Origin of the sequence: Sphingomonas sanxanigenens DSM 19645 = NX02 (genome assembly GCF_000512205.2) — a bacterium.
Classification (GTDB): Bacteria; Pseudomonadota; Alphaproteobacteria; order Sphingomonadales; family Sphingomonadaceae; genus Sphingomonas_D; species Sphingomonas_D sanxanigenens.
The window spans coordinates 368,797-391,230 of record NZ_CP006644.1 but is presented as its reverse complement, the minus strand read 5'-3'; the positions used below and the strand labels follow the sequence as shown (position 1 = coordinate 391,230).

Genomic DNA, 22,434 nt, shown 5'->3' with positions numbered 1-22,434 from the left:
AACCACCATGCCACGAGCCGCGACAGCCAAAGTCACACCCGCAGAAGAGCGTCTCGCCAAATATCGCGAAAAGCGCGACTTCGCGCGCACGGCCGAGCCGTCCGGCGCTACCGAGCCTACCGCTGGCAACGGCTTTGTCGTCCAGAAGCATGCGGCCTCGCGCCTGCACTATGATTTCCGTCTCGAACTGGACGGCACGCTGGTGAGCTGGGCGGTCACGCGCGGGCCCAGCAGCAACCCCGACGACAAGCGCCTCGCGGTTCGCACCGAGGATCATCCGCTCGACTATGCCCGGTTCGAAGGCACCATTCCCAAGGGCGAATATGGCGGCGGCACGGTGATGCTGTGGGACAATGGTACGTGGGAACCGATCCCCGGCAAGGACCCCAGTCAGACGCTCCCCGAAGGTCACCTCCACTTCATCCTGCACGGCAGGCGGATGCAGGGTGAATGGATACTTTTTCGCCTGAAGCCGCGCGGCAAGGAAAAGGGCGAGAACTGGATCCTGCGCAAGGTGCAGGATGCGTATGCCGGCGGCTCGGACGCCGAGAACTGGATCCTGCGCAAGGTGCAGGATGCGTATGCCGGCGGCTCGGACGACCTCATCGGCACCCATCTCACCAGCGTCGATAGCGGCCGCACGATGGAGGAGATCGCCGCCGGCAAGGCCGTGCCCAAGCGCAAGGCGAACGCCAAAACATCCACTGCCGCGACCGCTGCCAAAAAGACCCTGCCCGCCGCGCAGCCACCCCGCCGCAAGAAAGCCGGTGTGCTGCCCCCCTTTCAGCCCGTGCAACTAGCCGCGCTCGTCGACCATGTGCCACCTGGCGATCGCTGGCTCCACGAGCTCAAATATGACGGCTATCGAACTCTCATCGCGATCGGCGGCGGCGAGGGGCGCGCCTACACCCGCTCGGGCCTCGACTGGTCCGACCGCTTCGCCGGGCTGATCGCCGAGGCGCTGAAGCTGGATGTCGGCAGCGCGCTGATCGACGGCGAAGCCGTCGTGACGCTCTCCGATGGCTGCACCAGCTTCCAGGCTTTGCAGGCCGCGCTGAAGAGCAATCCTGAGACAATCGACTATTTTGCGTTCGACCTGCTCGAGCTCGATGGCGAGGATCTGACCAGTCTGCCGCTCATCGAGCGCAAAGAGAAGCTGGCGGCGCTCGTCGGCGATACCAAAGAGCGTATCCGCTATTCCGATCATATCGTGGGGAATGGCGAGAAGCTGCTCGCCAGTTTTTGCGGTGCGGGCGTCGAGGGCGTCATCTCCAAGCGCGCAGACGCGCGTTATAGTGGCTCACGCAGCGGAACATGGCTCAAGACCAAATGCATACGCCGGCAGGAGTTCGTCATCGTCGGCTGGACTCCGTCAGACAAGCAGCGGGGATTCCGCTCGCTGCTGCTCGGCGTCAACGAGAATGGCAGGCTGCGCTATGCCGGCAAGGCCGGGACGGGCTTCACGGGGGATGAGATCGAGCGGTTGATGGAGATCATGGCCCCGCTCGAACGCAAAGGCCCGACCGTGGACGCGCCTCGCGCCGCCGTGCGCGGCGCGCACTGGATCGAGCCGAAGCTGGTCGCGGAAATCGCCTATGTCGAGTTCACCGATGAAGGCGTGCTTCGCCATCCCAGCTATCTTGGCCTGCGCGAGGATAAGAAGCCCGAAGCCGTCGTGATCGAGACCGAGACGCCGGTGGCAATCGCCACCGCCCCGGCGCGCAGCAGCGTCAAGATCAGCAACCGCGAGCGGGTGATCTTTCCCGAGGGCAAGCTCACCAAGGGCCAGCTTGCCGACTATTATGAGATCGTCGCTCCGATCATGCTGCCCTGGGCGGGCAGCCGCCCGATCAGCCTCGTGCGCTGTCCGCAGGGCCGATCGAAGAAATGCTTCTTCCAGAAGCACGATGCCGGCAGTTTCGGCGATGACGTCAAGCAGGTCGGCATCCGCGAGAAGGACGGGCATGACGAGCCCTATCTGTACGTCGATACGCCTGCGGGACTGCTCACCTGTGTGCAGATGGGCACGATCGAGTTTCATGGCTGGGGCGCGCGGATCGAGGACGTCGAAAAGGCCGACCGGCTCGTCTTCGATCTTGATCCGGACGAGGGGCTCGACTTCCAGGATGTCGTCTCGGCCGCCTTCCATGTTCAGGACGTGCTGGCGCAGATGGGGCTTACCACCTTCCCGATGGTCACCGGCGGCAAGGGTGTGCATGTCATCGCGCCGCTCACCCCCTCGGCCGAATGGCCCGTGGTGAAGGACTTCGCGCATCGTTTCGCCCTGGCGCTCGCGCAGGCGGAGCCGGCGCGCTTCACCGCGGCGCTGGCGAAGGCCAAGCGGACGGGCAAGATTTTCATCGACTATTTGCGCAACCAGCGCGGCGCGACAGCGGTCATGCCCTACAGCGCGCGGACCCGCGAATATGCGCCGATCTCGGTGCCGCTGACCTGGGAGGAATTGCGCGACCTCGACAAGCCATCGCATTGGCATATCGGCGATGCGGCGGAGATGGTGAAGCGTGCGGCGTCGAAGAACCTCGCCCATTGGGGCCGCGCCGACCAGATCCTCCCCGACCTGTGATCATCGCGACCTACAATGTGAACGGCGTCAACGGCCGGCTGCCGGTGCTGCTGCGCTGGCTGGCCGAACGCCAGCCCGACATCGTCGTTCTGCAGGAGCTGAAGGCGCCCCAGGAGAAATTCCCGCTGAGCGCGATCCGCGATCTTGGCTACGATGCGATCTGGCACGGGCAGAAAAGCTGGAACGGCGTCGCGATCCTCAGCCGCGTCGGCGAGATTCACGAAACACGGCGCGGCCTGCCCGGCGATCCCGACGACAGCCACAGCCGCTACATCGAGGCCGCGGTCAACGGCATCCTCGTCGGCGGACTCTATCTCCCCAACGGCAATCCGCGGCCCGGACCCAAGTTCGACTATAAGCTTCGATGGTTCGACCGGCTGGTCGACCATGCCGCCCGCCTGCTCGAAACCGGCCTGCCGGTGATGCTGGCGGGCGACTTCAACGTGATGCCGACCGAGCTGGATGTCTACAAACCCGAGCGCTTGCTCGACGATGCGTTGTTCGCCCCCGAGGTGCGCGCGGCCTATTTCCGGCTGCTCGGCCAGGGCTGGACCGACGCGCTGCGCACGCTCCATCCCGGCGAGACCATCTACACCTTCTGGGACTATTTCCGGAACGCCTATGCCCGCAATGCCGGGCTACGCATCGACCATCTGCTCCTCAGCCCGGCGCTCGCCGACCGCCTCGCCGGCGCTCAGGTCGATATGCATGTGCGCGGTTGGGAGAAGACAAGCGATCATGCGCCGGTCTGGATCGAGCTTGCCCCGAAACCGGCACGGCACCGCAAAGCCCCATCGGCAACGCAGAACAAAGCAAAGCCATGAAGGTCGAGGGTTTTACCCCGTCCGAGCATGATCGGGCGCCCAATGAACGAACGCTCGAATCACGTCGGCAAGGCTATCGCAGCTGGCTGTCCTTGCTGCCTCGCCGGTTAATTCCCACAGCGCGTGTATTCGCATCGCGCTTCGCCTGGCACGCGACACAAGTGCATGTGCGAGGCAGTGCGGCGCGGCGCGCCGACGGAATGTCCTCGCCGCAATCATCGCATTCATCGCTGCCCTCGGCCATCGGCATCATGCCGCGAGCACGCAAAAGGGCATCGATGACCGTGTCGTTGATCTGATCCTGCACGGCGCCGTCACGCGCCCATCCATTCGCCATGTCTGTTCCCGCCAATTGAGCAGTTCCACCACATATCCCGGCGCGAACATTACCGCTCAGGTGTGACCGGACGCTGCCAGCGGAACGCGGAAAGAAGCCCGTCTAAAGAACTCTCGGCTTCGCTCGCCTGTGCAGCCGGATATGCCGACGCCAGGCGTCCATCCCAGTAGCCGAAGTCCACAGTGGTCAAGCTGAAGCGCCAGGGCTGTCCGTCTCGTTCACCTGCAAAGACTCCGCGATATCCGGATAAATCCGGTTGCCCCCCAACCGAGAATTTGGTCTCGGACACGACCGAAGCCGCAGAAAAATGGGACATCGCGAACGGTTTCATAATGGTGTAATGTTCTGCAGCCGTCATATCCACGAGGTGGACGATCGCTATCCGTACGATGATCTTGTCGTCCCGGCCGAGCTGTCGCTCATATCCGATCGCGACATATTCGCCACTCAGATCTGACCCGCTCTCCTTCATCCGCGTGAAGCCCGCAACCTGTGCAGGAAAGCGAAATCCGCTGGCTGTGTGGACCAGCACGTCACCGTCAGGGGTGAAACCGAGAGGTAGTTCTGCAGGAACAGTTCTGGTGGCTTCGGGAATTTGAGCAAAAAGTGCGCCCGGTACGCTGCACAATCCTGTGGCGGCAAATAGTCCCGTCACGGCGCAGCGAACAATCGTCGAAACACTCACATCTTGTCCTTTTCCGCCCGAAGAACCGCCGGCTACACGACCACGATGGCGACGATCGCAGCCGCTATGTCCAGGTTTTGGGCGGCCATACAGCTGTCTCACACGCTATTTCCCCGAGGCAGAACCGTGAAGCTTATCAGCCCCTCCTATTCGCGGGTCCGCGGCGCTCAAATCGGTAAGGTTACGTAATCTTCTGGCATGGCGAACACACGCGCACGATCACGTCGCTGGCGCGGAGATAAGTATATCACCCGATACTTGGCCGGGGACGTGCAGCGTAGATTCAGTGCGCATTGATTGTGATGCCGGCCCGGCGACACGCGAACGCGGGCAGCTACTGGAGATGACCCGATGAGCTACGCTACGCTGATGGTCCACCTCGAACTCGCCAAGTCGAACGCCGACCTGTTGAAGATCACCGGCGATCTCGCCGAGCGGTTTCAGGCTAGCGTGATCGGCATCGCTGCATGCCAACCCATCCAGTATGTGTATGGCGACGGTTTTATATCCGGCGAAGTGCTGGACCAGAATCTCGCGGAGATTCAAAAGGAGGCCGACGCTGCCGAAACGGAATTCCGGACGGTGCTTGGCGGCAGGGTGACAGACCTCGACTGGCGCTTTGCGATCACCAGCGCGTCGATCGCCGACTTTATCGGCGAAGAAGCGCGCAGCGCGGATCTCCTGATCACCAAACCGGACCGGGGCGGCTCGCTGCTCGACCGGACGCGAAAAGTCGACATCGGCGACCTGATCATCCGCGCCGGTCGGCCGGTTCTTCTCGTGCCCACCGGCGCGACCAGGCTCTCGCCTGAACGGGTGATGATCGCGTGGAAGGATAGCAGGGAAGCGAGGCGGGCTACGCTCGACGCCCTGCCTCTGCTGGAAATGGCATCGCACGTCACGCTCGTCGAGATCGCTTCGGAAGACGAGACGGCGCAGGCTGGCAAGCGGCTCGACGATGTCGCGGACTGGCTCAAGCGACATGGTATCGCTGCCGTTCCTCTTGTGGTGCGCGCCACAGGTGATGATGCATCCGCGATCGAAGCCGTTGCACGGGAGGAATCCGCCGGCGTGATCGTGGCAGGTGCCTATGGTCATAGCCGTCTGCGCGAGTGGGTGCTGGGGGGTGTGACCGCCGATCTCCTCATGGCTGCGAGCCGATGCGCTCTCCTGTCCCACTGATGATCGAGCTACCGAAGGTCTGACATCTAATGCAGGCTATGGTGCTGAACGAGCTTGAGCTGACCCTCGTCTTGACCGACCTTCTAGACCGCTTGCCGCGACCGGGCGAGATTCGTGGCAAAGTCTCAGCATGTGCTGTCTCCCGAACGGATCTCCATGTGGTCTATGACGACTTCCTCTGAATAGAGGATGCGTAGACTTACTAATTACAGGGTCAATCGAACCCGCATAGCCGTATCAATGAAACGCGGATGCCGCGTGGATGGAGACGGGAATTGAAGAACATATTGCTCCTCGTGCACGACGACGCGGGACAGGAGGCACGGTTCCAGACCGCGCTCGACATCACCCGCGCGCTTGAAGGCCATCTGACCTGTCTCGACGTCGCGCAGGTGCAAGTGATCGCTGGCGATTATTCGGGCGGCGCCGCAACCGCGATGCTGATGGCGGACGAGCGGGAGCGGGAAGCCGCCAATCGCGTGACGCTCGAGGCGAGGCTGGCCCATGAAGGCGTGCAATGGAACTGGATCGAGAGCAGCGGCGGTCTCGCAGAATGCGTTACCCGTGCGGCCGGACTTGCCGACCTCATCGTCGTCAATCGCAAGCTCGATGTCTTTCCAGAGCCGGACATGCGCGGCGTCACCGCATCGATCGCCGTTCGCTCCGGGACACCGGTGGTCGCTGTGCCCGACGATGTCCGAAGCCTCGACGTCACAGGCCGCGCACTGATCGCTTGGGACGGCTCGGATCCGGTGACGGCCACGATGCGGACCTGCATACCCCTCCTCAAGCTCGCCGCGGCGGTCATGCTCTTGACGATCGATGATGGAGGCGAAGGAGTCCCCGCCGAAGAGGCGGCCGCCTATCTTTCACGCCACGACGTCCATGCCACGATCAGGCGCGTCGCCGGCAAGCACCGGCATGCCGACGATATCATCGCGGAGGAATCCGCCACATGGGAGGCAAGTTACTGCCTCATGGGTGCATTCAGCCACAACCGGCTCGTCGAAGCCCTGTTCGGGGGCGTGACACGCCGAATGCTGAGCACCAGCAAGCTGCCGCTCATTCTCGGCCACTGATAATTTTGCCCTCGCCGCTTGAGGCGAGGCCATTCCCTCCGAAAGGAACACCCAATGCCTAAGACCATGAAGGCCGCGGTCGTCCGCCAGTTCGGCGCGCCGCTGACTATCGACGAAGTGCCCGTACCCCAAGCAGGTCCCGGCCAGATACAGGTCGCCATCCAGGCCTCGGGCGTCTGCCATACCGATCTCCACGCCGCCGAAGGCGATTGGCCCGTAAAGCCCAATCCGCCCTTCATCCCCGGCCATGAGGGCGTGGGCTTCGTATCGCAGGTTGGCGCGGGCGTGACCCATATCAAGGAGGGCGACCGGGTGGGCGTCCCCTGGCTCTACAGTGCGTGCGGTCATTGCGTCCACTGCCTCGGCGGCTGGGAGACGCTGTGCGAAACCCAGCTCAATACCGGCTATTCCGTCAATGGCGGCTTTGCCGACTATGTCGTCGCCGACCCAAATTATGTCGGCCATCTGCCCGCCAACATCAGCTTCATCGAGATCGCCCCGATCCTGTGCGCCGGCGTCACGGTCTACAAGGGGCTGAAGATGACCGATACCAAGCCCGGCGACTATGTCGCGATCAGCGGCATCGGTGGGCTGGGCCACATGGCCGTGCAATATGCCAAGGCGATGGGGCTCAATGTGGCGGCGATCGACATCGATGACGCCAAGCTCGATCTTGCCCGGCGACTTGGCGCGACCATCACCGTCAATGCCCGCAACGAAGACCCGGCTGAGGTCATCAAGCGCGAAACCGGCGGGGGCGTGAACGGCGTCCTCGTGACAGCAGTCAGCGAGAAGGCCTTCGCGCAGGCCGTTGGCGTCGTCGCCCGCGGCGGCACAGTCGCGCTCAACGGGCTGCCGCCCGGAGATTTCCCGCTCAACATCTTCGGCATGGTGCTGAACGGCATCACCGTGCGTGGCTCGATCGTGGGAACGCGCCTCGACCTGCAGGAATCGATCGATTTTGCAGCGCAGGGCAAGGTTCGAGCGACGGTGGAGACGGCAGGCTTGTCGGACATCAACACCGTGTTCGAGCGCATGCACAAAGGTCAGATCGAGGGCCGCGTCGTTCTCGATCTGACAGCATGAACAGGCGCCGCACGATTGATCCGGTTGCTCGGGTCAACCGGACAACGAGTATCCTTCGTATTGAAGAGATAGCACGGCTCGGCTGGGCAAAATTCCTGCGTGACAATAGATTGCAGGTTAATAATTATCACGTTATCAATCTGACATGGCAGACAAGCGCACCCTGAGCGAGCAGCAGTTGACGACCGGACTGATATTGTTGGGGCGCCATTACTCCCGGCAACTCGACAAGGTTGTCGATGACCTGGGATTGTCGGGTTCGAGCGCTATCCCCCTCGCAATATTGAGCCGCATGGGAGAGGGAACGCGCCAGGGAAGTCTGGCGCAAGCTTTGGGCGTGGAAGGTCCTGCCCTCGTTCGGCAACTGGACAGGCTATGTGCGCTGGGCCTCGTGGAGAGGGTCGAAGATGCGGCCGACCGGCGTGCCAGGAATCTGTATCTGACCATCGCGGGGCGGCGGGTTGCAGCGGATGTCGAAGCCCGGTTCGCGCGGCAGCGCCGCACGCTGCTGGCGGGCGTTCCCGACGAAGACATCGAGGCGGCCCAGCGCATTTTCAGGATTCTCGAAAACAGGATGAGTGAGCCATCCGACCTGGAGTAGCCGGAGGGGTGAAGCCAACTGAAATCCGCAGCACGACATCAATATCTAGGAAGACACCGCCTCGAAAGAGGAACCTTGAAGCCTATATCTGGAAGAGGATTTCATGACCTACTCGGCTCCCGTTGATGAACAGCGCTTTGTGCTTACCCACATCGCGCGGATTGGCGAGATCGGCGCCGATCCGCGTTTTTCAGCAGCCAGTGAAGACATGGTCGATGCCATCGTGGAGGGCGCTGCTGCCTTCGCCGAGGGGGAGTATGCGCCCCTGCTGCGTTCAGGGGACACGGTCGGAGCGCGATGGGACAATGGTGTCGTCACCATGCCGGAGGGCTTCCGGGCAGCCTATCGGGCCTTTGTGGACAATGGCTGGGGCACGCTCGCAGGCCCGGTGGCGTTCGGCGGACAGGGGCTACCCTTTTCGCTGGCGACGGTGGTCATGGAGGACCTGGGCACGGCCAATATGGGTTTCTCCCTGGTCAATATGCTTACCCCCGGCGCGATCGAATCGCTGGTCGCCCATGGCAGTCAGGAACAGCAGGCCACCTGGCTCCCCAGGCTGATCACGGGCGAGTGGCCCGGCACCATGAACCTGACCGAACCGCAGGCCGGTTCGGACGTGGGCGCGATACGCACCACCGCGACGCAGGCGCCGGACGGCACATGGCGGGTCAAGGGTCAGAAGATATTCATCACCTTCGGCGAACACGACCTCGCTGACAATATCGTCCATCTGGTACTGGCACGCACACCCGGCGCGCCGCAGGGAACCAAAGGCCTTTCGCTGTTCCTCGTCCCCAAATACCGGCTTGACGAAGCCGGCGAGCCGGGCGTGCGGAACGACGTCCATTGTGTGTCTATCGAACATAAGCTGGGCATCCACGCATCGCCCACCTGTGTCATGTCCTATGGTGACAATGACGATTGCATCGGCGAACTGGTTGGCGCTGAAGGCGCGGGCATCAGGGCGATGTTCACGATGATGAACAATGCGCGGATCAATGTCGGCAACCAGGGCGTACAGGTGGCTGAGCGCGCGACCCAGCTGGCGATCGCTTATGCCCGCGACCGCATCCAGTCGCCCAGCGCCGATGGCACTTCGGGCAAGGCATCAGTCGCCATCATCGAGCATCCCGACGTGCGCCGCATGCTGCTGCGGATGAAAGCACAGACCCAGGCCGTGCGCGCTTTGCTCTATTATGCGGCCGGTCAGGTCGATCGCGCGCATATGGGCGATGCGGCGGCAAAGGCGCGGGTCGATCTGGTGACGCCGCTCGTCAAGGCGCATGGCACCGATATCGGCTGCGAGGTCGCATCGCTGGGCGTGCAGGTGCATGGCGGCATGGGCTTCATCGAGGAGACCGGCGCCGCGCAACATTATCGCGATGCTCGCATCACCCCTATCTATGAAGGCACGAACGGCATCCAGACCGCCGACCTGGTCGGGCGCAAGCTGACCGGCGACGGCGGCGCGGCGCTGCGGGCGCTGCTTACCGACATCCACGCGGAAATCGACAACGAGCCCACGCTTGTCGCGCTGGCCGATGCCGTCGAGCAGATCGCCGCGTGGATGCTGAACGAGGCGAGCGTGAACGACCGCCTGGCCGGAAGCTATTCCTTCCTGACCATGGTGGCGACGCTGACCTGTGGCTGGCTGATGGCGCGGCAGGCAGCGGTCGCCACAGCGCTCAGCGCCAAGGACGAGGGAAATCTCACCTTCCTGAAGGCCAAGATCGCCGCAGCCCGTTTCTATCTCGACCAGATCGTGCCCGAGGCGATCGGCCTGAGGGCCGCTGCCCTGGCGGGGTCGGCCCCACTTTATGCCCTGACCGCCGAGGAACTGGCGGCATGAGCGATCTCTTCGCTACCCTCTACACCAGCAAGCGCATATCGTCCGACCAGGCGGCGGCCCTGATCCCACCGGGTTCGAAGGTCGCGATGGGGCTGGGTGTGTCGCAACCCCCGGCGCTTCTGGAGGCACTGGCCAGGCGCGCCAGCGCGGGTGAAGTCTCGGATATTTCGCTCTATTACATGCTGGCAACCGCCATCGCCGGTGAGACCGTGCTCCGCTACGAACTGCGCGATCGCATCAGGCCCGTCAGCCTGTTCCACAGCGGGGTGGAACGCGCCCTCGATGCGATCGGCCTTCGGGAGAATGTTCCTCCGGTAGAGGTGATCCCGGTCGCGTTCAGCCAGGTGCCGCGCATGCTGACGGAGCATATCGGCGTCGATACGCTCCTCACCACCGTATCGCCGATGGATGAGGACGGGAATTTCAGCTTTGGAACAAACACCGACTATGCCCTTGCCGTATCACGGTCTGCGCGCCGGGTCATCCTCGAGGTCAATCCGCACATGCCGCGGGTCCAGGGCAATTGCGTGATCCATGTCTCGCAGGTGACGGCGCTGGTCGAGCATGCGACGCCTTTGCTCGCGCTGCCGGAGGCGGCCCCCGGCGCAGAAGACCTGGCGATTGCAAAGATCATCGCGGGGCTGGTCGAGGACGGTGCCTGCCTCCAGATGGGTATCGGCGCCTTGCCCGACGCGGTCTGTTCGGCGCTGCACGGTCATCGGCATCTGGGCATCCATACCGAATTGATGACCCCCGGCATGGCAGAACTCATGCGCCTCGGGGTCGTGGACAACAGCCGCAAGCAGCAACACGCCGGTCGTTCGGTGTTCACCTTCGCGATGGGCGACGCGCCGCTTTACGACTATATCGACGGCAATCCCCTGCTGGAGGCCCACCCGGTCGACTATGTGAACGACCCGGCGGTGATCGCCCGCAACGACCGGATGGTCTCGGTCAACGCCACCCTGCAGGTCGATCTGGACGGTGCCTGCAATTCCGAATTCATGAACGGACGCCAGTACAGCGCCGCCGGGGGGCAACTGGACTTCGTTCGCGGCGCTTATGCGTCCAGGGGCGGCCGGTCGATCATCGCATGTCATTCGACGGCTGCTCGCGGCACGGTGTCGCGCATCGTCCCGGCTTTGTCCGGGCCGGTGACGACGCCGCGCAACGATACCCACATCGTCGTCACCGAATATGGCTGGGTCGACCTCAAGGGAAAGAGCGTCAGCGAACGAGCCCGCGCGCTCATCGGCATCGCGCACCCGGATTTTCGGGACGCGCTGGCGCACCCACAATAAGTCGCCCTTCCGGAATGGCTCTATCCGAATAACAATCAAAGGCCCGCCGGGCTCAGGGCGGCTGTCAGGCAATGGGAGAAAGACATGCAGGGAAATCGTATCGCCAATGCCGGCCTCGCAAACCGGATCATGGATGCGGATGCAGCCGCCAGCCTGATTTCCAACGGCATGACGATCGGCATGAGCGGCTTCACCGGTTCGGGCTATCCCAAGGCAGTGCCCGTGGCGCTGGCCAAGCGGATCGAGGCGGCACACGCGGCGGGCGAACGCTTTCGTTGCCGGGTCTGGACGGGCGCATCGACCGGCCCCGAACTCGACGGTGCGCTGGCCAGGGCCGACGGCATCGAGTTCCGCCTGCCCTATAATTCCGATCCGATCGCGCGCGACAAGATCAATCGCGGCGAGATGGAATATTTCGACATGCACCTGAGCCAGGTCGCGCCGATGGCGTGGCAGGGCTTTCTGGGTCCGCTCGACGTCGCGGTGGTGGAAGTGGCGGGCATCCGGGCGGACGGATCGCTGATCCCATCCTCTTCGGTCGGCAATAACAAGACCTGGCTCGACCGCGCACAAGGCGTAATCCTGGAGGTCAATCGCTGGCAGAACCAGGCCCTGGAAGGGATGCACGACATTTATTACGGCACCGCCCTGCCCCCGCACCGCGTGCCGATCCCGCTGGTCCGCCCAGACGACCGTATCGGTGACACCCATTTCCGCTGTGACCCGGACAAGATCATCGCGATCGTCGAGACCGATGCGCCAGACCGCAACCTGCCCTTCGCCGCGCCCGATGCGGCCGCCAATGCCATTGCCGGCCACCTGATCGAGTTCTTCCGGCACGAGGTCGCCAAGGGCCGCTTGCCCGCGTCGCTGCTTCCGCTGCAATCGGGCGTGGGCAATATCGCCAACGCCGTGCTTTCCGGGCTGGTCACCGGCCCGTTCGAGAATATGACCTCTTATACCGAAGTCATCCAGGACGGGATGCTCGACCTGCTGGATTCGGGCAAGCTACGCATGGCGTCCGCCACCGCCTTTTCGCTGAGTCCGGAGGCCGCGACGCGGCTGAATGCCGACATGAGCCGCTATCGCGACAAGATGATCCTGCGGCCACAGGAAATCAGCAATCATCCTGAACTGATCCGGCGGCTCGGCTGCCTGGCAATGAACGGGCTGATCGAGGCCGACATCTACGGCAACGTCAATTCGACCCACGTCATGGGATCGCGCATCCAGAACGGCATTGGCGGGTCGGGCGACTTCGCGCGCAACGCCTATGTCTCGATCTTCGTCACGCCTTCCACGGCGAAGGGCGGCAAGATTTCCGCGATCGTGCCACAGGCGAGCCATGTCGATCATATCAGCCAGGATGTTCAGGTGCTCGTCACGGAACAGGGGCTTGCCGATCTCCGGGGTCTCAGCCCAAAACAGCGCGCCGCCCTCATCATCGAGAAATGCGCGCATCCCGACTACCGGCCCGCGCTCGCGGACTATTACCGCCGCGCGCGCGAAGGCTCCTACGGCCAGCAATCGCCCTCCCTGCCGGGCGAGGCCCTGTCCTGGCATCAGCGTTTTATCGAAACCGGGTCGATGTTGCACCATTGCTGAGCAATTGTCCGACATCTTCTCGACGCAGCCACATCGGTCTTGATGAACGTTTGATGTGGTGAAGCATATCGATCTGACCGCGATTAAAAGCCAGAGATGCGGAGCACTGATGGGGAACACGCGAAAGAGCTTGTCAGATACTCGAAGACGACTTTGCTTACAACCACTAACTGACGAGAGCATCAGACCTGCCGGTTCGCAACCTCCAATGGTGACATTGCGCGCACCATTCATCTCCGTAATATCCCGCATATTGCCGGCGATTCTGCAGTCCTAGCTTCCGCCCATCAAGACGGAGGTGACGATGAAGAACATCCTTTTACTGATACATGACGATGAGGGTCAGGAAGCCCGGCTGCAGGCGGCGCTCGACCTGACCCGGGCGTTGAACGGCCACCTGTCCTGCATCGATGTCACGATGGTCCCGAGTATCGCGGGCGACTATGACGGTATCGGGTCGGCCATGCTACTTGGCGACGAACGCGACCGTGAAGCCGCCAACAAGGCTAGTCTTGAAGCCCGCCTGGTGTCCGAGGATGTCGTGTGGAGCTGGAGCGATGTGACGGGTTTCGCCGCTGAGGCCGTTATCGAGGCGGCGGCGCTTGCCGATCTCATCATACTCAACCGCAAGCTCGATCAGTTCCCCTATCCGGACATGCGGGAGCTGGCGAGCAGCATCGTCGTGAAGGCGCGCAAGCCCGTCGTCGCCGTCCCGGACGACGTGAGGGGCTTTAAACTTGGCCGCGCGCTCATTGCCTGGGACGGACAGGGGGCGGCCGCAGCGACCATGCGGGCGTGTGTCCCGCTCCTGGCGCTAGCCGAAGAGGTGCAGATCTTCATGGCCCGCGACGGCGCCGAGCAGACCGAGCCGACCGAAGCCGCCCAATATCTGTCGCGGCACAACATCCATGCCTCCATCCGCATCGTCGACGATGGCTTGACCCCTGCCGATCAGCTCATCGCGGACGAGGCCGCTAACTGGCATGCGGACTACATCTTGATGGGCGCTTATGGCCGTGGACGGCTGATGGAGACGTTCGGCGGAGTCACCAAGCGGATGCTCGCGCACAGCAAGCTGCCGCTCATTCTCGGCCACTGACTTGTCCCGGACCCTGGCCGCATCGTCCCCGTCCTCGGGCACCGGCGGCGCATTCTGGCAATATGGCCCGGAGGCCCTGCTGACGCGCCTCGACTCTGCTCGCGAAGGTCTGGCTGAGGCCGAGGCGGGCGCGCGGCTATCCCGCGACGGCCCCAACGAGATCGGGGAAACCGCCCGGCGGCACATCTTAGTCGATCTCCTCCACCGCCTCGCCAATCCGCTGGTCGCCATCCTGCTCGTCGCTGCCGCGATCGCTGGCTTCACCGGCGATCTTGCAAGCTTCCTTATCATTCTGGTGGTCGTGATCCTCTCGACGCTGCTCGACATGGTGCAGGAACATCGGGCGCAAGCCACGGCCGCGGCGCTCAAGCGCTCGATCGCGCTCCATGCCACCGTGCTGCGCGACGGTGATCCGATCGAACTTCCGGTCAGCGCTATCGTGGCTGGCGACGTGTTGCAGCTGCGTGCGGGCGACCTTGTGCCAGCCGACGGGATTGTGCTCGAGGCCAACGGCGCGCAGGTCAACGAGGCACTGCTGACCGGCGAGCCCTATCCGGTCGAGAAGCGCGTCGGACCCGATCCCGACGCCTCGACACCCGCCGAGGCCAGCGGTGCGTTTTTCCATGGCACATCGGTGATCGCAGGCACCGCGACGATGCTGGTCGTGGAGACGGGGGCGCGGACTCGTTTCGGCGCGATCGCGCAATCCCTTGCGGCCGCACCTGCTCCGACCGCCTTCGAGCGCGGCATCCACAAGCTCGGCATGCTCATTGCCCGCCTCACAATCTTCCTCGTCCTGTTCGTGCTGCTGGCGCATCTGGCGCTCGGCCGGCCGCCCCTTCAGTCCTTTCTGTTCGCCATGGCACTGGCGGTCGGGCTGACGCCCGAACTGCTGCCGATGATCATGACGGTGTCGCTGGCGCGCGGGGCACAGCGCATGGCGAGCGCCAAGGTCGTGGTGAAACGCCTCTCGGCGATCCACGATCTCGGCGAGATGGATGTGCTGTGCACCGACAAGACGGGCACGCTCACCGAAGCGCGGATCACGCTCGTCGGACGTCCCGGCATCGACGGCGAGGATGATGATCGCGTCGCCGAACTGGCGGCGATCAACGCGCGATTCGAAACGGGCCTCAAAAGCCCGCTCGACGAGGCACTGATTACGCACATGACTGGCCGGCCGTTCGACGACTGGACAAAACTCGACGAACGGCCGTTCGACTTCGAGCGGCGACGCGTCTCGGTGCTGGCCGAGCGCGAAGGTGAGCGGATCGAGATCGTCAAGGGCGCGCCCGAGACGATGCTCGCGCTTTGCAGCCGGGCTCAGGACCGTTCGGGCGACCTTGTCGCGATCGACGAAGCACTTCGCAGTCGTCTGATCGCCCTGCACGATGAGCGGGCGGCACAGGGCTTGCGCCTGCTTGGTGTCGCTTGGAAGCCGGCACCGGAGCAGGATCGCATCGGCGACGCGGATGAAGATGGCCTCATCTTCGCGGGCTATTGCGTGTTCGTCGATCCGCCCAAGCCAAGCGCGGCTGAGGCGGTCGCCAGGCTCGAGGCCGCCGGCATCCGTATCAAGGTCATATCGGGTGACGCCGGAGCCGTCGTCGAACACCTCGTTGCGAGCCTGGCGCTTCCCGTCGAGGGCCTGCTCACGGGAGAGGAGATCGGCAAGTTGGACGATGCGGCGCTCGCTGCGCGGGTCGACACCGTCGATCTGTTCGCGCGGGTGACGCCGGATCAGAAAGTGCGGGTCGTGCGGGCGCTTCGTGCGCGCGGCCATACGGTGGGCTTCATGGGCGACGGGATCAACGACGCGCCCGCCATCCACGCGGCAGACGTGGGCCTCTCGGTGGACGGCGCCACCGACGTCGCGCGGGAGGCGGCCGACATGATACTGCTGGCACCCGATCTCGGCGTTCTTGCCGACGGCGTGGTTGAGGGCCGCCGCACCTACGCCAACATCATGAAATATATCCGCATGGGGACGAGCTCGAACTTCGGCAACATGCTGACCATGGCGCTGGCGTCGCTGGTGCTGCCCTTCCTTCCGCTGACCGCGGTGCAGGTCCTGCTCAACAACCTCATCTACGACCTCTCCCAGATCGGCATTCCCTTCGACAGCGCGGACGCGAGCGATCTTGCCCAGCCGCGCGGATGGGACATGCCGGGTCTCGTGCGCTTCACGGCCATCATGGGACCGCTGTCCTCGCTGTTCGACATTGCGACCTTTGTGCTTTTGCTCAAGGTCTTCCACGTCGATGTCGCGACCTTCCGCTCGGCCTGGTTCATCGAATCGATGGCGACCCAGATCCTGGTAATATTTATCATCCGCACCACGGGGCCCGCCTGGACGGGGCGGGCGCATAGTGCGCTGGTCGTGACCGCATTCGGCGGACTGTTGGCGGCGCTTGCCCTGCCCTTTCTCCCCTTCGCCGCGTTCCTTGGCTTCGCCCCGCCGAGCGCTACGGTTATTGCCGTGATCGCCCTGCTGGTCGTCGTCTATCTTCTGCTCTCGGAGGTCATGAAGCGGTCTGCCCTGCGACGTACGACATGACCGACGGTCTGACGCCGGGGAAGAACGGCCGTTCCGCAATCACGGCCGGGCGGTTCTTGAGACGCTGGTTTCCGGCTATCCTGCTTGCGGGCGCGGTTCTTGCAGCTGTCCTGCATTTTGGTGAGATTGAACAGTTCGCGGAATTGATCGAGAGTGCCAGGCCCGGCTGGCTGGTGCTGGCCATCTGTCTCCAGCTTGCTACCTATGCGAGCGTGGCCAGTGGCTGGCGGCTCGTACTGCACCGGGCTGACTCGGCTCAACCGCTCGCCCGGCTCATGCGGGTCGCGGTCCTCAAGCTGTTTGCCGATCAGGCGATACCGAGCGCCGGAATGGGCGGGAATGTCCTGCTCGTCGATCAGCTTCATGCCCTGGGTGCTTCGCGAGGCGCTGCCGTAGCGGCGTTGCTCATATCGATGATCGGCTTTTACGCCGCATTCGCGACTTTTGCCCTGCTGATGCTGCTCCTGCTCTGGCAAGATGCGGCGGCGTCTCCGCTCATTGCCGGTCTCGTGACTTTATTCCTGGCGGTCGCGTTCGCCATTCCCACCTTTGCGCTCTGGCTCAGTCATAGGGGGCGCCATCCACTTCCTCCGGCGTTGGGGCAAATCGGCATTGCGCGGACACTGATGCAGACGGTCGGTGAAGCGCCGCCCGAACTGCTCCGCGACCGATCTCTCATTCTGAAGGTCACGGGCTTCAACGCGCTTATCTTCCTGGCAGACGCAGCGACATTGTGGGTATGCGTTCGCGCCGTCGGCCAGCCGCTGCCCTTCGCGACGGCGTTTATCGCGCTTATCATGGCCTCGATCGTCGTGACGCTTGGCCCTGTCCCGCTGGGCCTCGGAAGCTTCGAGGCGACGTCCACGGCGGCGCTCCATCTCCTCGGCGTTCCGCTAGAAGCGGCCTTCGCCGGCACGATGCTGACACGCCTTTTCACGCTTTGGCTGCCCCTCTTGCCCGGTATCATGCTCTTGCGATTGCGCAAGAGCGCGTGATTTGGAGCCTTTCGCGGGCAACCACCCCAACGAGGCCGTTCTATGACGATTTCTTCCATATTGGCGATTTCCGACCCCACGGAAGCGACCGATGGGTTCGCTGATACTATGCTGGGCGTGGCCAGAATATTCGACGCAGAATTGACCCTCGCGCTTCTGGCGCCCGCGCCCGTTGCGGGAGAACGTGCATATCCGAAGCACCTTACCACCCAACGCTTCAACGAACTTGTCGAAGCCAAGGAAAAACGCCTTTGGAGCGTTGCGCGCAAGGAGAATTGCGAGGTCCGAATCTTCGTGGATCTGGTCGACGCCGCTCTGAGCGCCATGGTACGTCAATCGCGCTGCCACGACATGTTGCTTGTCGGTCCGATCGACACGTTCGCCGACGCAGAACTGCATCGCATGCTCCTCCAAAAACTCCTCCTCCTGTCCGGCAAGCCGATTCTTCTTCTGCCGCCCGCCGGCCTGGAGGGCCGCCCTCGTCGTCTCGCGGTGGGATGGGACGGAATGCGCGAAGTGACGCGGGCACTGGACTGCGCCTTGACGCTGTGTGCGAGCGACGCTGAAATCGATCTGATCTCGGTCCTGCCTTTGACGGCGCCGCCCACCCTGCGCACTCCGGCGGAGGATATGTGCACCCGGCTCCAGGAAAGGAACCTAAGTGCTAGGCAAAGCCTTGCGCGCGCAGAGCATGCGAGCGTCGCTGCCACGCTGCTGGCACAGGCGGTGGCGGGCAATGCCGACCTGATCATTCTGGGTGGATTTGGGCATTCACCGATAAGGGAGAGCGTGTTTGGCGGCGTGACGGATGAGGTCATTCGCAACCGGCACACCACGCCGATCCTCATCGTTCATTGATGGTGCCCGACATCCAGTACGGGCAATCCTGGACCAAATATGCTAGCGCAATGCCATCATGATCGAAGCCTGGGGCCGGAAAGGCTGTCACGAAAGGCTTTCAAGCGTCGTGTAGGGCGTGGCATCGCACTGCAGATCGCCGCCAGCCTATCGGGGATCAAAACAGGAAACGGGAGCAAAGATGCTGCGCGGCTGGATCCTCTTCCATCACGAACTGGATCCAGCGATCCCGGAGGTGCCCGAAATCCTGCGCTTTCAGGAAGCCGCCAGCGCCATGGGCATCGACCTGACAGTTTACGATCCCCATCGCTTCGACCTGATTGTCGGCGGAGACGAGGACTGGGCGGTCACCTACAATGACAGCCCGATGGGGCGGCCCGACTTCATCATCTGCCGGACGGGCGCGGAGACCGATTATTACACGCTCGCGCTGCTACGACATTTCGAGCGACGCGGCGTGCGGTTGGTCAATGGGCCGGCGACGATCGAGCGCGTGGCCGACAAACTCCACACGCTACAAAGCCTGAACCGGGCGGGTCTTCCGATCCCGCGCACAATCCTCGGGACTTTCCCTATGGACGTCGATCTCGTTGAGCGGGAGCTTGGCTTCCCCGTGATCGTCAAGACGCTCAAGGGCACACGGGGTGCAGGCGTCCTCAAATGCGAGAACCGTAGCCAGTTCGAGGATCTCGCGGGCCTTCTCGAAAGCGCGGAAGCGAAGGCCGATTTCATTCTGCAGCACTATGTCCGCGCAAGCCACGGCCGCGATGTTCGCGTGCTTGTCGTCGGCGGGCGGGTCGTTGCAGCCATGGAGCGTCGCTCGCTCACTGGCGGCTTCAAGTCGAACGTGTCGCTGGGCGGGGTGGGCGTCGCCTATAACCCGCCCCCGGAGATGGCAGAACTGGCGGTCAAGGCGGCCGATATCCTCGACCTCGACATCACCGGCATCGACATATTGTTCGACGAGGAGGGCTACCGGATCTGCGAAGCCAATTCCGCCCCTGGTTTCCAGGGCCTCGAGCGTGCAAGCGGGCTCGACGTGCCCTCGACGATCCTGGAATGGATCGTCGTCACGCAGGACGCGCCGGCGTCCGCGCCAGCGGCGGCCGAGAGCAGCGTGCTGGCCGACATGATCTTCGGCGGGCGTACCGGCCTTCGCGCGATCACGGACCGGAACACGCACTTCCGCGAGTTTGCGAGCGCGATGGGTGTGCGGCTGTTCGGGGCCAGCATGAGTTGCCTCGGACAGGCCCTAGCTCCCGCGCTGCTAGTCGATGCGAGAAGCCGGACTGTAAATAGGCGTCGAACCGGGACCCCATATCGGCGTGCAATAGGGACCCCCTTTTCGGGTTGCCGGGCGGTTGTCCCGGTAGTCCATAGGAGGGACCCACGGCCGGCGCTGCGCGCCCCCCAAGCGCTGGCGGTGCCGGCCGTGGGAGGTTCCTGTGGACCCACCGGGTCAACCGCCGGGTGGGGGGTCCGGGGGGAGGGTTTTAGCTTCGGTTTCTGAGGCGCCAGCTGTCGTTGCCGGTCTCGACGATGTCGCAGTGATGGGTGATGCGATCGAGCAGCGCGGCCGTCATCTTGGGATCGCCGAACACGGTCGGCCATTCCCCGAACGCCAGGTTCGTCGTGATGATCACCGAGGTGCGCTCGTAGAGTTTGCTGACGAGGTGGAACAGCAACTGGCCGCCCGAGCGGGCGAACGGCAGATAGCCAAGCTCATCGAGCACGACGAGATCGAGGCGGGAGAGCTGGGCCGCAAGCGCGCCGGCCTTGCCGAGGCGGCTCTCTTCCTCGAGCCGGTTCACCAGATCCACGGTGTTGTAGTAGCGGCCGCGGGCGCCGGCACGCACGACGCTGGCAGTGATTGCGACGGCCAGGTGGGTCTTCCCGGTCCCGGTGCCGCCGACCAGGACGATATTGCGCTGACCGGGCAGGAACGAGCCAGCATGCAGCGAGCGCACCAGCTGCTCATCGATCAGCGTCCCCTCGAACACGAACGCATCGATGTCCTTCACCACCGGAAGCCTGGCCGCGGTCATGCGATAGCGGATCGATGCCGCATGGCGATGAGCAGCCTCAGCGCGTAGCAGATCGGTCAGGATCTCGATGGCGGTGCGCTTGCGCTGCATGCCCGTGGTGACCGCCTCGTCGAAGGCGCCAGCCATGCCCTTGAGGCCCAGGCCGCTCATCGCGGCGATCATCTCATGCCGCTGCACGGGCGCCTCGCAGAAGGTCATAGCGAGCGCAGTCCGCGGTCGGTGGGTGGCTGAGCGCTAGCGCTTCGGACGTGGCGATGGTCAGTGGCCGGGGCGGCTCTCGCCGCCGTGCCAAGATGTTGAGGATTACGTCATCGCTGGCAGCGCCGGCGGCGAGTGCCTCGCGGATCGCGGCCTCGACCGCTTCGAGGCCATCGGTCAGCACGGCAGAGAGCACGCGCACGAACCGGCGGTCGGCTTCATCGCCTGTCCCCAGCTTGCGCCTGAGCCGCGCCAGTGCCGGCGGGAGATCCCAGTCCTGGAACGGTGCTCCGTTCCTCAAGGCGCCCGGCTTCTTGGCCAGCACCGGCAGGTAGTGCCAGGGATCGAGGATCATCCGATCCCGGCCGAAGAAGCGGGGATGCTCGGCGATCACCTCATCGTCGAGGCGGACCACGATCCGGTCCGCATAGGCGCGAACCTGCACCGCCCGCCGGGCCGCCTTGGCCATGACCGAGTAGCGGTTGCGGTCGAAGCTGATCAGGCAAGTGCCGGTCACCGCGTGCGGCGTCTCGTGGAAGCCGTCGAACGGCGCCAGCATCACCTGGAGCGAGGGGCGCTCGGCGTCCCATGCCTCGGCGATGGTCAGCTCGCGTTGATCGGGATGCGGGTGCAGCGCCGCCCAGCGGCGGCACTCGGCCTCAAGCCACCCGTTCAGCTCCTCCAGGCTCGCAAAGCGTAATCGGGGCTGGAAGAACCGCCCCCGGATCGTCTGCACCTGGTGCTCGACCTGGCCCTTCTCCCAACCCGCTGCTGGCGAGCAGGCGGTAGGCTCGATCATGTAGTGATCGGCCATGATCAGGAACCGGCGGTTGAAGACCCGCTCCTTGCCGGTGAACACCGTCGTCACCGCGGTCTTCATGTTGTCGTAGATGCCGCGCGTCGGCACGCCGCCGAAGAAAGCGAACGCCCGTGCATGGGCGTCGAACACCATCTCCTGCGTCTCGCGGGGATAGGCCCGCACGAACACCGCCCGCGACGCGCAAAGCCGCATATGCGCGACCTTCACCCGCATCGGCTTGCCGGCGATCTCCACATCCTCGTGGCTCCAGTCGAACTGGTAGGCCTCGCCGGGCCGGAACATCAGCGGGATGAACGCCGCGGCGCCGTCGCCGGCATCCTTGCGTCGGTCGTCCAGCCAGCGCTTCGCATAGCGCCGGACCGCATCGTAGGAGCCGTCGAACCCCTCGCGCAGCAGCAGGTCGTGAATCCGCGTCATCCGCAGCCGTTCGCGCCGCGGCCGTGCCTCGTTCTCCGTCAGCAGAGTATCCAGGCGCTCCTGGAACGGACCGATCCGGGGAAGCGGCTGCACCGACCGCCGATAAGCAAAGCCCGCCTCCGGGGCTCGGATCGCCTTCCTTATCACCTTGCGCGACACCCGCAGGTCACGCGCGATCGCCTTGATCGATTTACCGTCGGCGTGCTCGCGCCGAATCCTTACCACCGTCTCCAAAATCAACATCCCGATCCCGCCGCCTGGCTACAACCAAGCGGACGCACCTAAACCATCGAGATGGGGGTCCCTTTTAGA

Annotated in this window: 18 protein-coding genes; 14 read left to right on the top strand and 4 right to left on the bottom strand. The window is 63.9% G+C overall.

From position 1 onward, the window contains the following. Positions 1-7 precede the first annotated feature (7 nt). Together ligD and xth are read left to right on the top strand one after the other, a co-directional pair. Entirely contained in the window at positions 8-2,584 is a 2,577-nt protein-coding gene (gene ligD, locus NX02_RS01770) for a DNA ligase D (protein WP_025290505.1), read from the top strand. After that, positions 2,581-3,408, top strand: a complete 828-nt coding sequence (gene xth, locus NX02_RS01765; protein WP_025290504.1) for an exodeoxyribonuclease III — start codon at positions 2,581-2,583, stop codon at positions 3,406-3,408. Before ligD ends, xth begins: the two co-directional genes overlap by 4 nt. Before the next feature lie 73 nt (positions 3,409-3,481). Here the strand turns inward: xth and NX02_RS01760 are convergent, their stop codons facing one another. Next, a complete protein-coding gene (locus NX02_RS01760) occupies positions 3,482-3,745 on the bottom strand; it encodes a DksA/TraR family C4-type zinc finger protein (protein ID WP_025290503.1) in 264 nt (87 codons plus the stop codon). 49 nt (positions 3,746-3,794) lie between these two features. Continuing rightward, the gene (locus NX02_RS31145; protein ID WP_245648734.1) at positions 3,795-4,430 is read right to left on the bottom strand and encodes a hypothetical protein; all 636 of its coding nucleotides are present in this window, start codon (positions 4,428-4,430) and stop codon (positions 3,795-3,797) included. Positions 4,431-4,781: 351 nt separating this feature from the next. Here NX02_RS31145 and NX02_RS01755 point away from each other — a divergent pair, with 351 nt between their 5' ends. The 12 genes from NX02_RS01755 (at position 4,782) to NX02_RS01700 (ending at position 20,152) form a co-directional block, all read left to right on the top strand. Continuing rightward, positions 4,782-5,612 (top strand): universal stress protein, encoded by an 831-nt coding sequence (locus NX02_RS01755; RefSeq protein WP_025290502.1) that lies wholly within the window; start codon positions 4,782-4,784, stop codon positions 5,610-5,612. A gap of 275 nt (positions 5,613-5,887) precedes the next feature. Beyond that, positions 5,888-6,691, top strand: a complete 804-nt coding sequence (locus NX02_RS01750) for a universal stress protein (protein ID WP_025290501.1) — start codon at positions 5,888-5,890, stop codon at positions 6,689-6,691. Between the two features lie 54 nt (positions 6,692-6,745). After that, positions 6,746-7,777, top strand: coding sequence for an alcohol dehydrogenase AdhP (adhP, locus tag NX02_RS01745; protein ID WP_025290500.1), 1,032 nt, complete (start codon positions 6,746-6,748; stop codon positions 7,775-7,777). Positions 7,778-7,922: 145 nt separating this feature from the next. Next, positions 7,923-8,378, top strand: coding sequence for a MarR family winged helix-turn-helix transcriptional regulator (locus NX02_RS01740; protein WP_025290499.1), 456 nt, complete (start codon positions 7,923-7,925; stop codon positions 8,376-8,378). A 103-nt stretch (positions 8,379-8,481) separates the two neighbouring features. Then, positions 8,482-10,227, top strand: a complete 1,746-nt coding sequence (locus NX02_RS01735) for an acyl-CoA dehydrogenase family protein (RefSeq protein WP_025290498.1) — start codon at positions 8,482-8,484, stop codon at positions 10,225-10,227. Further along, on the top strand, positions 10,224-11,528 hold the full coding sequence (locus tag NX02_RS01730) for an acetyl-CoA hydrolase/transferase family protein (protein WP_025290497.1): 1,305 nt from the start codon (positions 10,224-10,226) through the stop codon (positions 11,526-11,528). The genes NX02_RS01735 and NX02_RS01730 overlap by 4 nt, the downstream gene beginning before the upstream one ends. Before the next feature lie 84 nt (positions 11,529-11,612). Further along, a complete protein-coding gene (gene scpC, locus NX02_RS01725; protein ID WP_025290496.1) occupies positions 11,613-13,133 on the top strand; it encodes a succinyl-CoA:acetate CoA-transferase ScpC in 1,521 nt (506 codons plus the stop codon). A gap of 304 nt (positions 13,134-13,437) precedes the next feature. Beyond that, positions 13,438-14,232 carry a universal stress protein gene (locus tag NX02_RS01720; RefSeq protein WP_025290495.1) on the top strand — a complete coding sequence of 265 codons (795 nt, stop codon included), beginning with the start codon at positions 13,438-13,440 and terminating at the stop codon, positions 14,230-14,232. 1 nt (position 14,233) lies between these two features. Beyond that, positions 14,234-16,789, top strand: a complete 2,556-nt coding sequence (gene mgtA, locus NX02_RS01715; protein ID WP_025290494.1) for a magnesium-translocating P-type ATPase — start codon at positions 14,234-14,236, stop codon at positions 16,787-16,789. Then, the gene (locus tag NX02_RS01710; protein ID WP_025290493.1) at positions 16,786-17,784 is read left to right on the top strand and encodes a lysylphosphatidylglycerol synthase transmembrane domain-containing protein; all 999 of its coding nucleotides are present in this window, start codon (positions 16,786-16,788) and stop codon (positions 17,782-17,784) included. Before mgtA ends, NX02_RS01710 begins: the two co-directional genes overlap by 4 nt. A 42-nt stretch (positions 17,785-17,826) precedes the next feature. Next, positions 17,827-18,642: a universal stress protein gene (locus tag NX02_RS01705; RefSeq protein WP_025290492.1), complete on the top strand. Its 816-nt coding sequence runs from the start codon at positions 17,827-17,829 to the stop codon at positions 18,640-18,642. 181 nt (positions 18,643-18,823) lie between these two features. Continuing rightward, entirely contained in the window at positions 18,824-20,152 is a 1,329-nt protein-coding gene (locus NX02_RS01700; RefSeq protein ID WP_245648733.1) for an ATP-grasp domain-containing protein, read from the top strand. Here the strand turns inward: NX02_RS01700 and istB are convergent. Together istB and istA are read right to left on the bottom strand one after the other, a co-directional pair. After that, entirely contained in the window at positions 20,136-20,864 is a 729-nt protein-coding gene (istB, locus tag NX02_RS01695; RefSeq protein WP_025290490.1) for an IS21-like element helper ATPase IstB, read from the bottom strand. The genes NX02_RS01700 and istB overlap by 17 nt on opposite strands. Continuing rightward, on the bottom strand, positions 20,851-22,365 hold the full coding sequence (gene istA, locus NX02_RS01690; RefSeq protein WP_025290489.1) for an IS21 family transposase: 1,515 nt from the start codon (positions 22,363-22,365) through the stop codon (positions 20,851-20,853). Before istA ends, istB begins: the two co-directional genes overlap by 14 nt. Positions 22,366-22,434 lie beyond the last annotated feature (69 nt).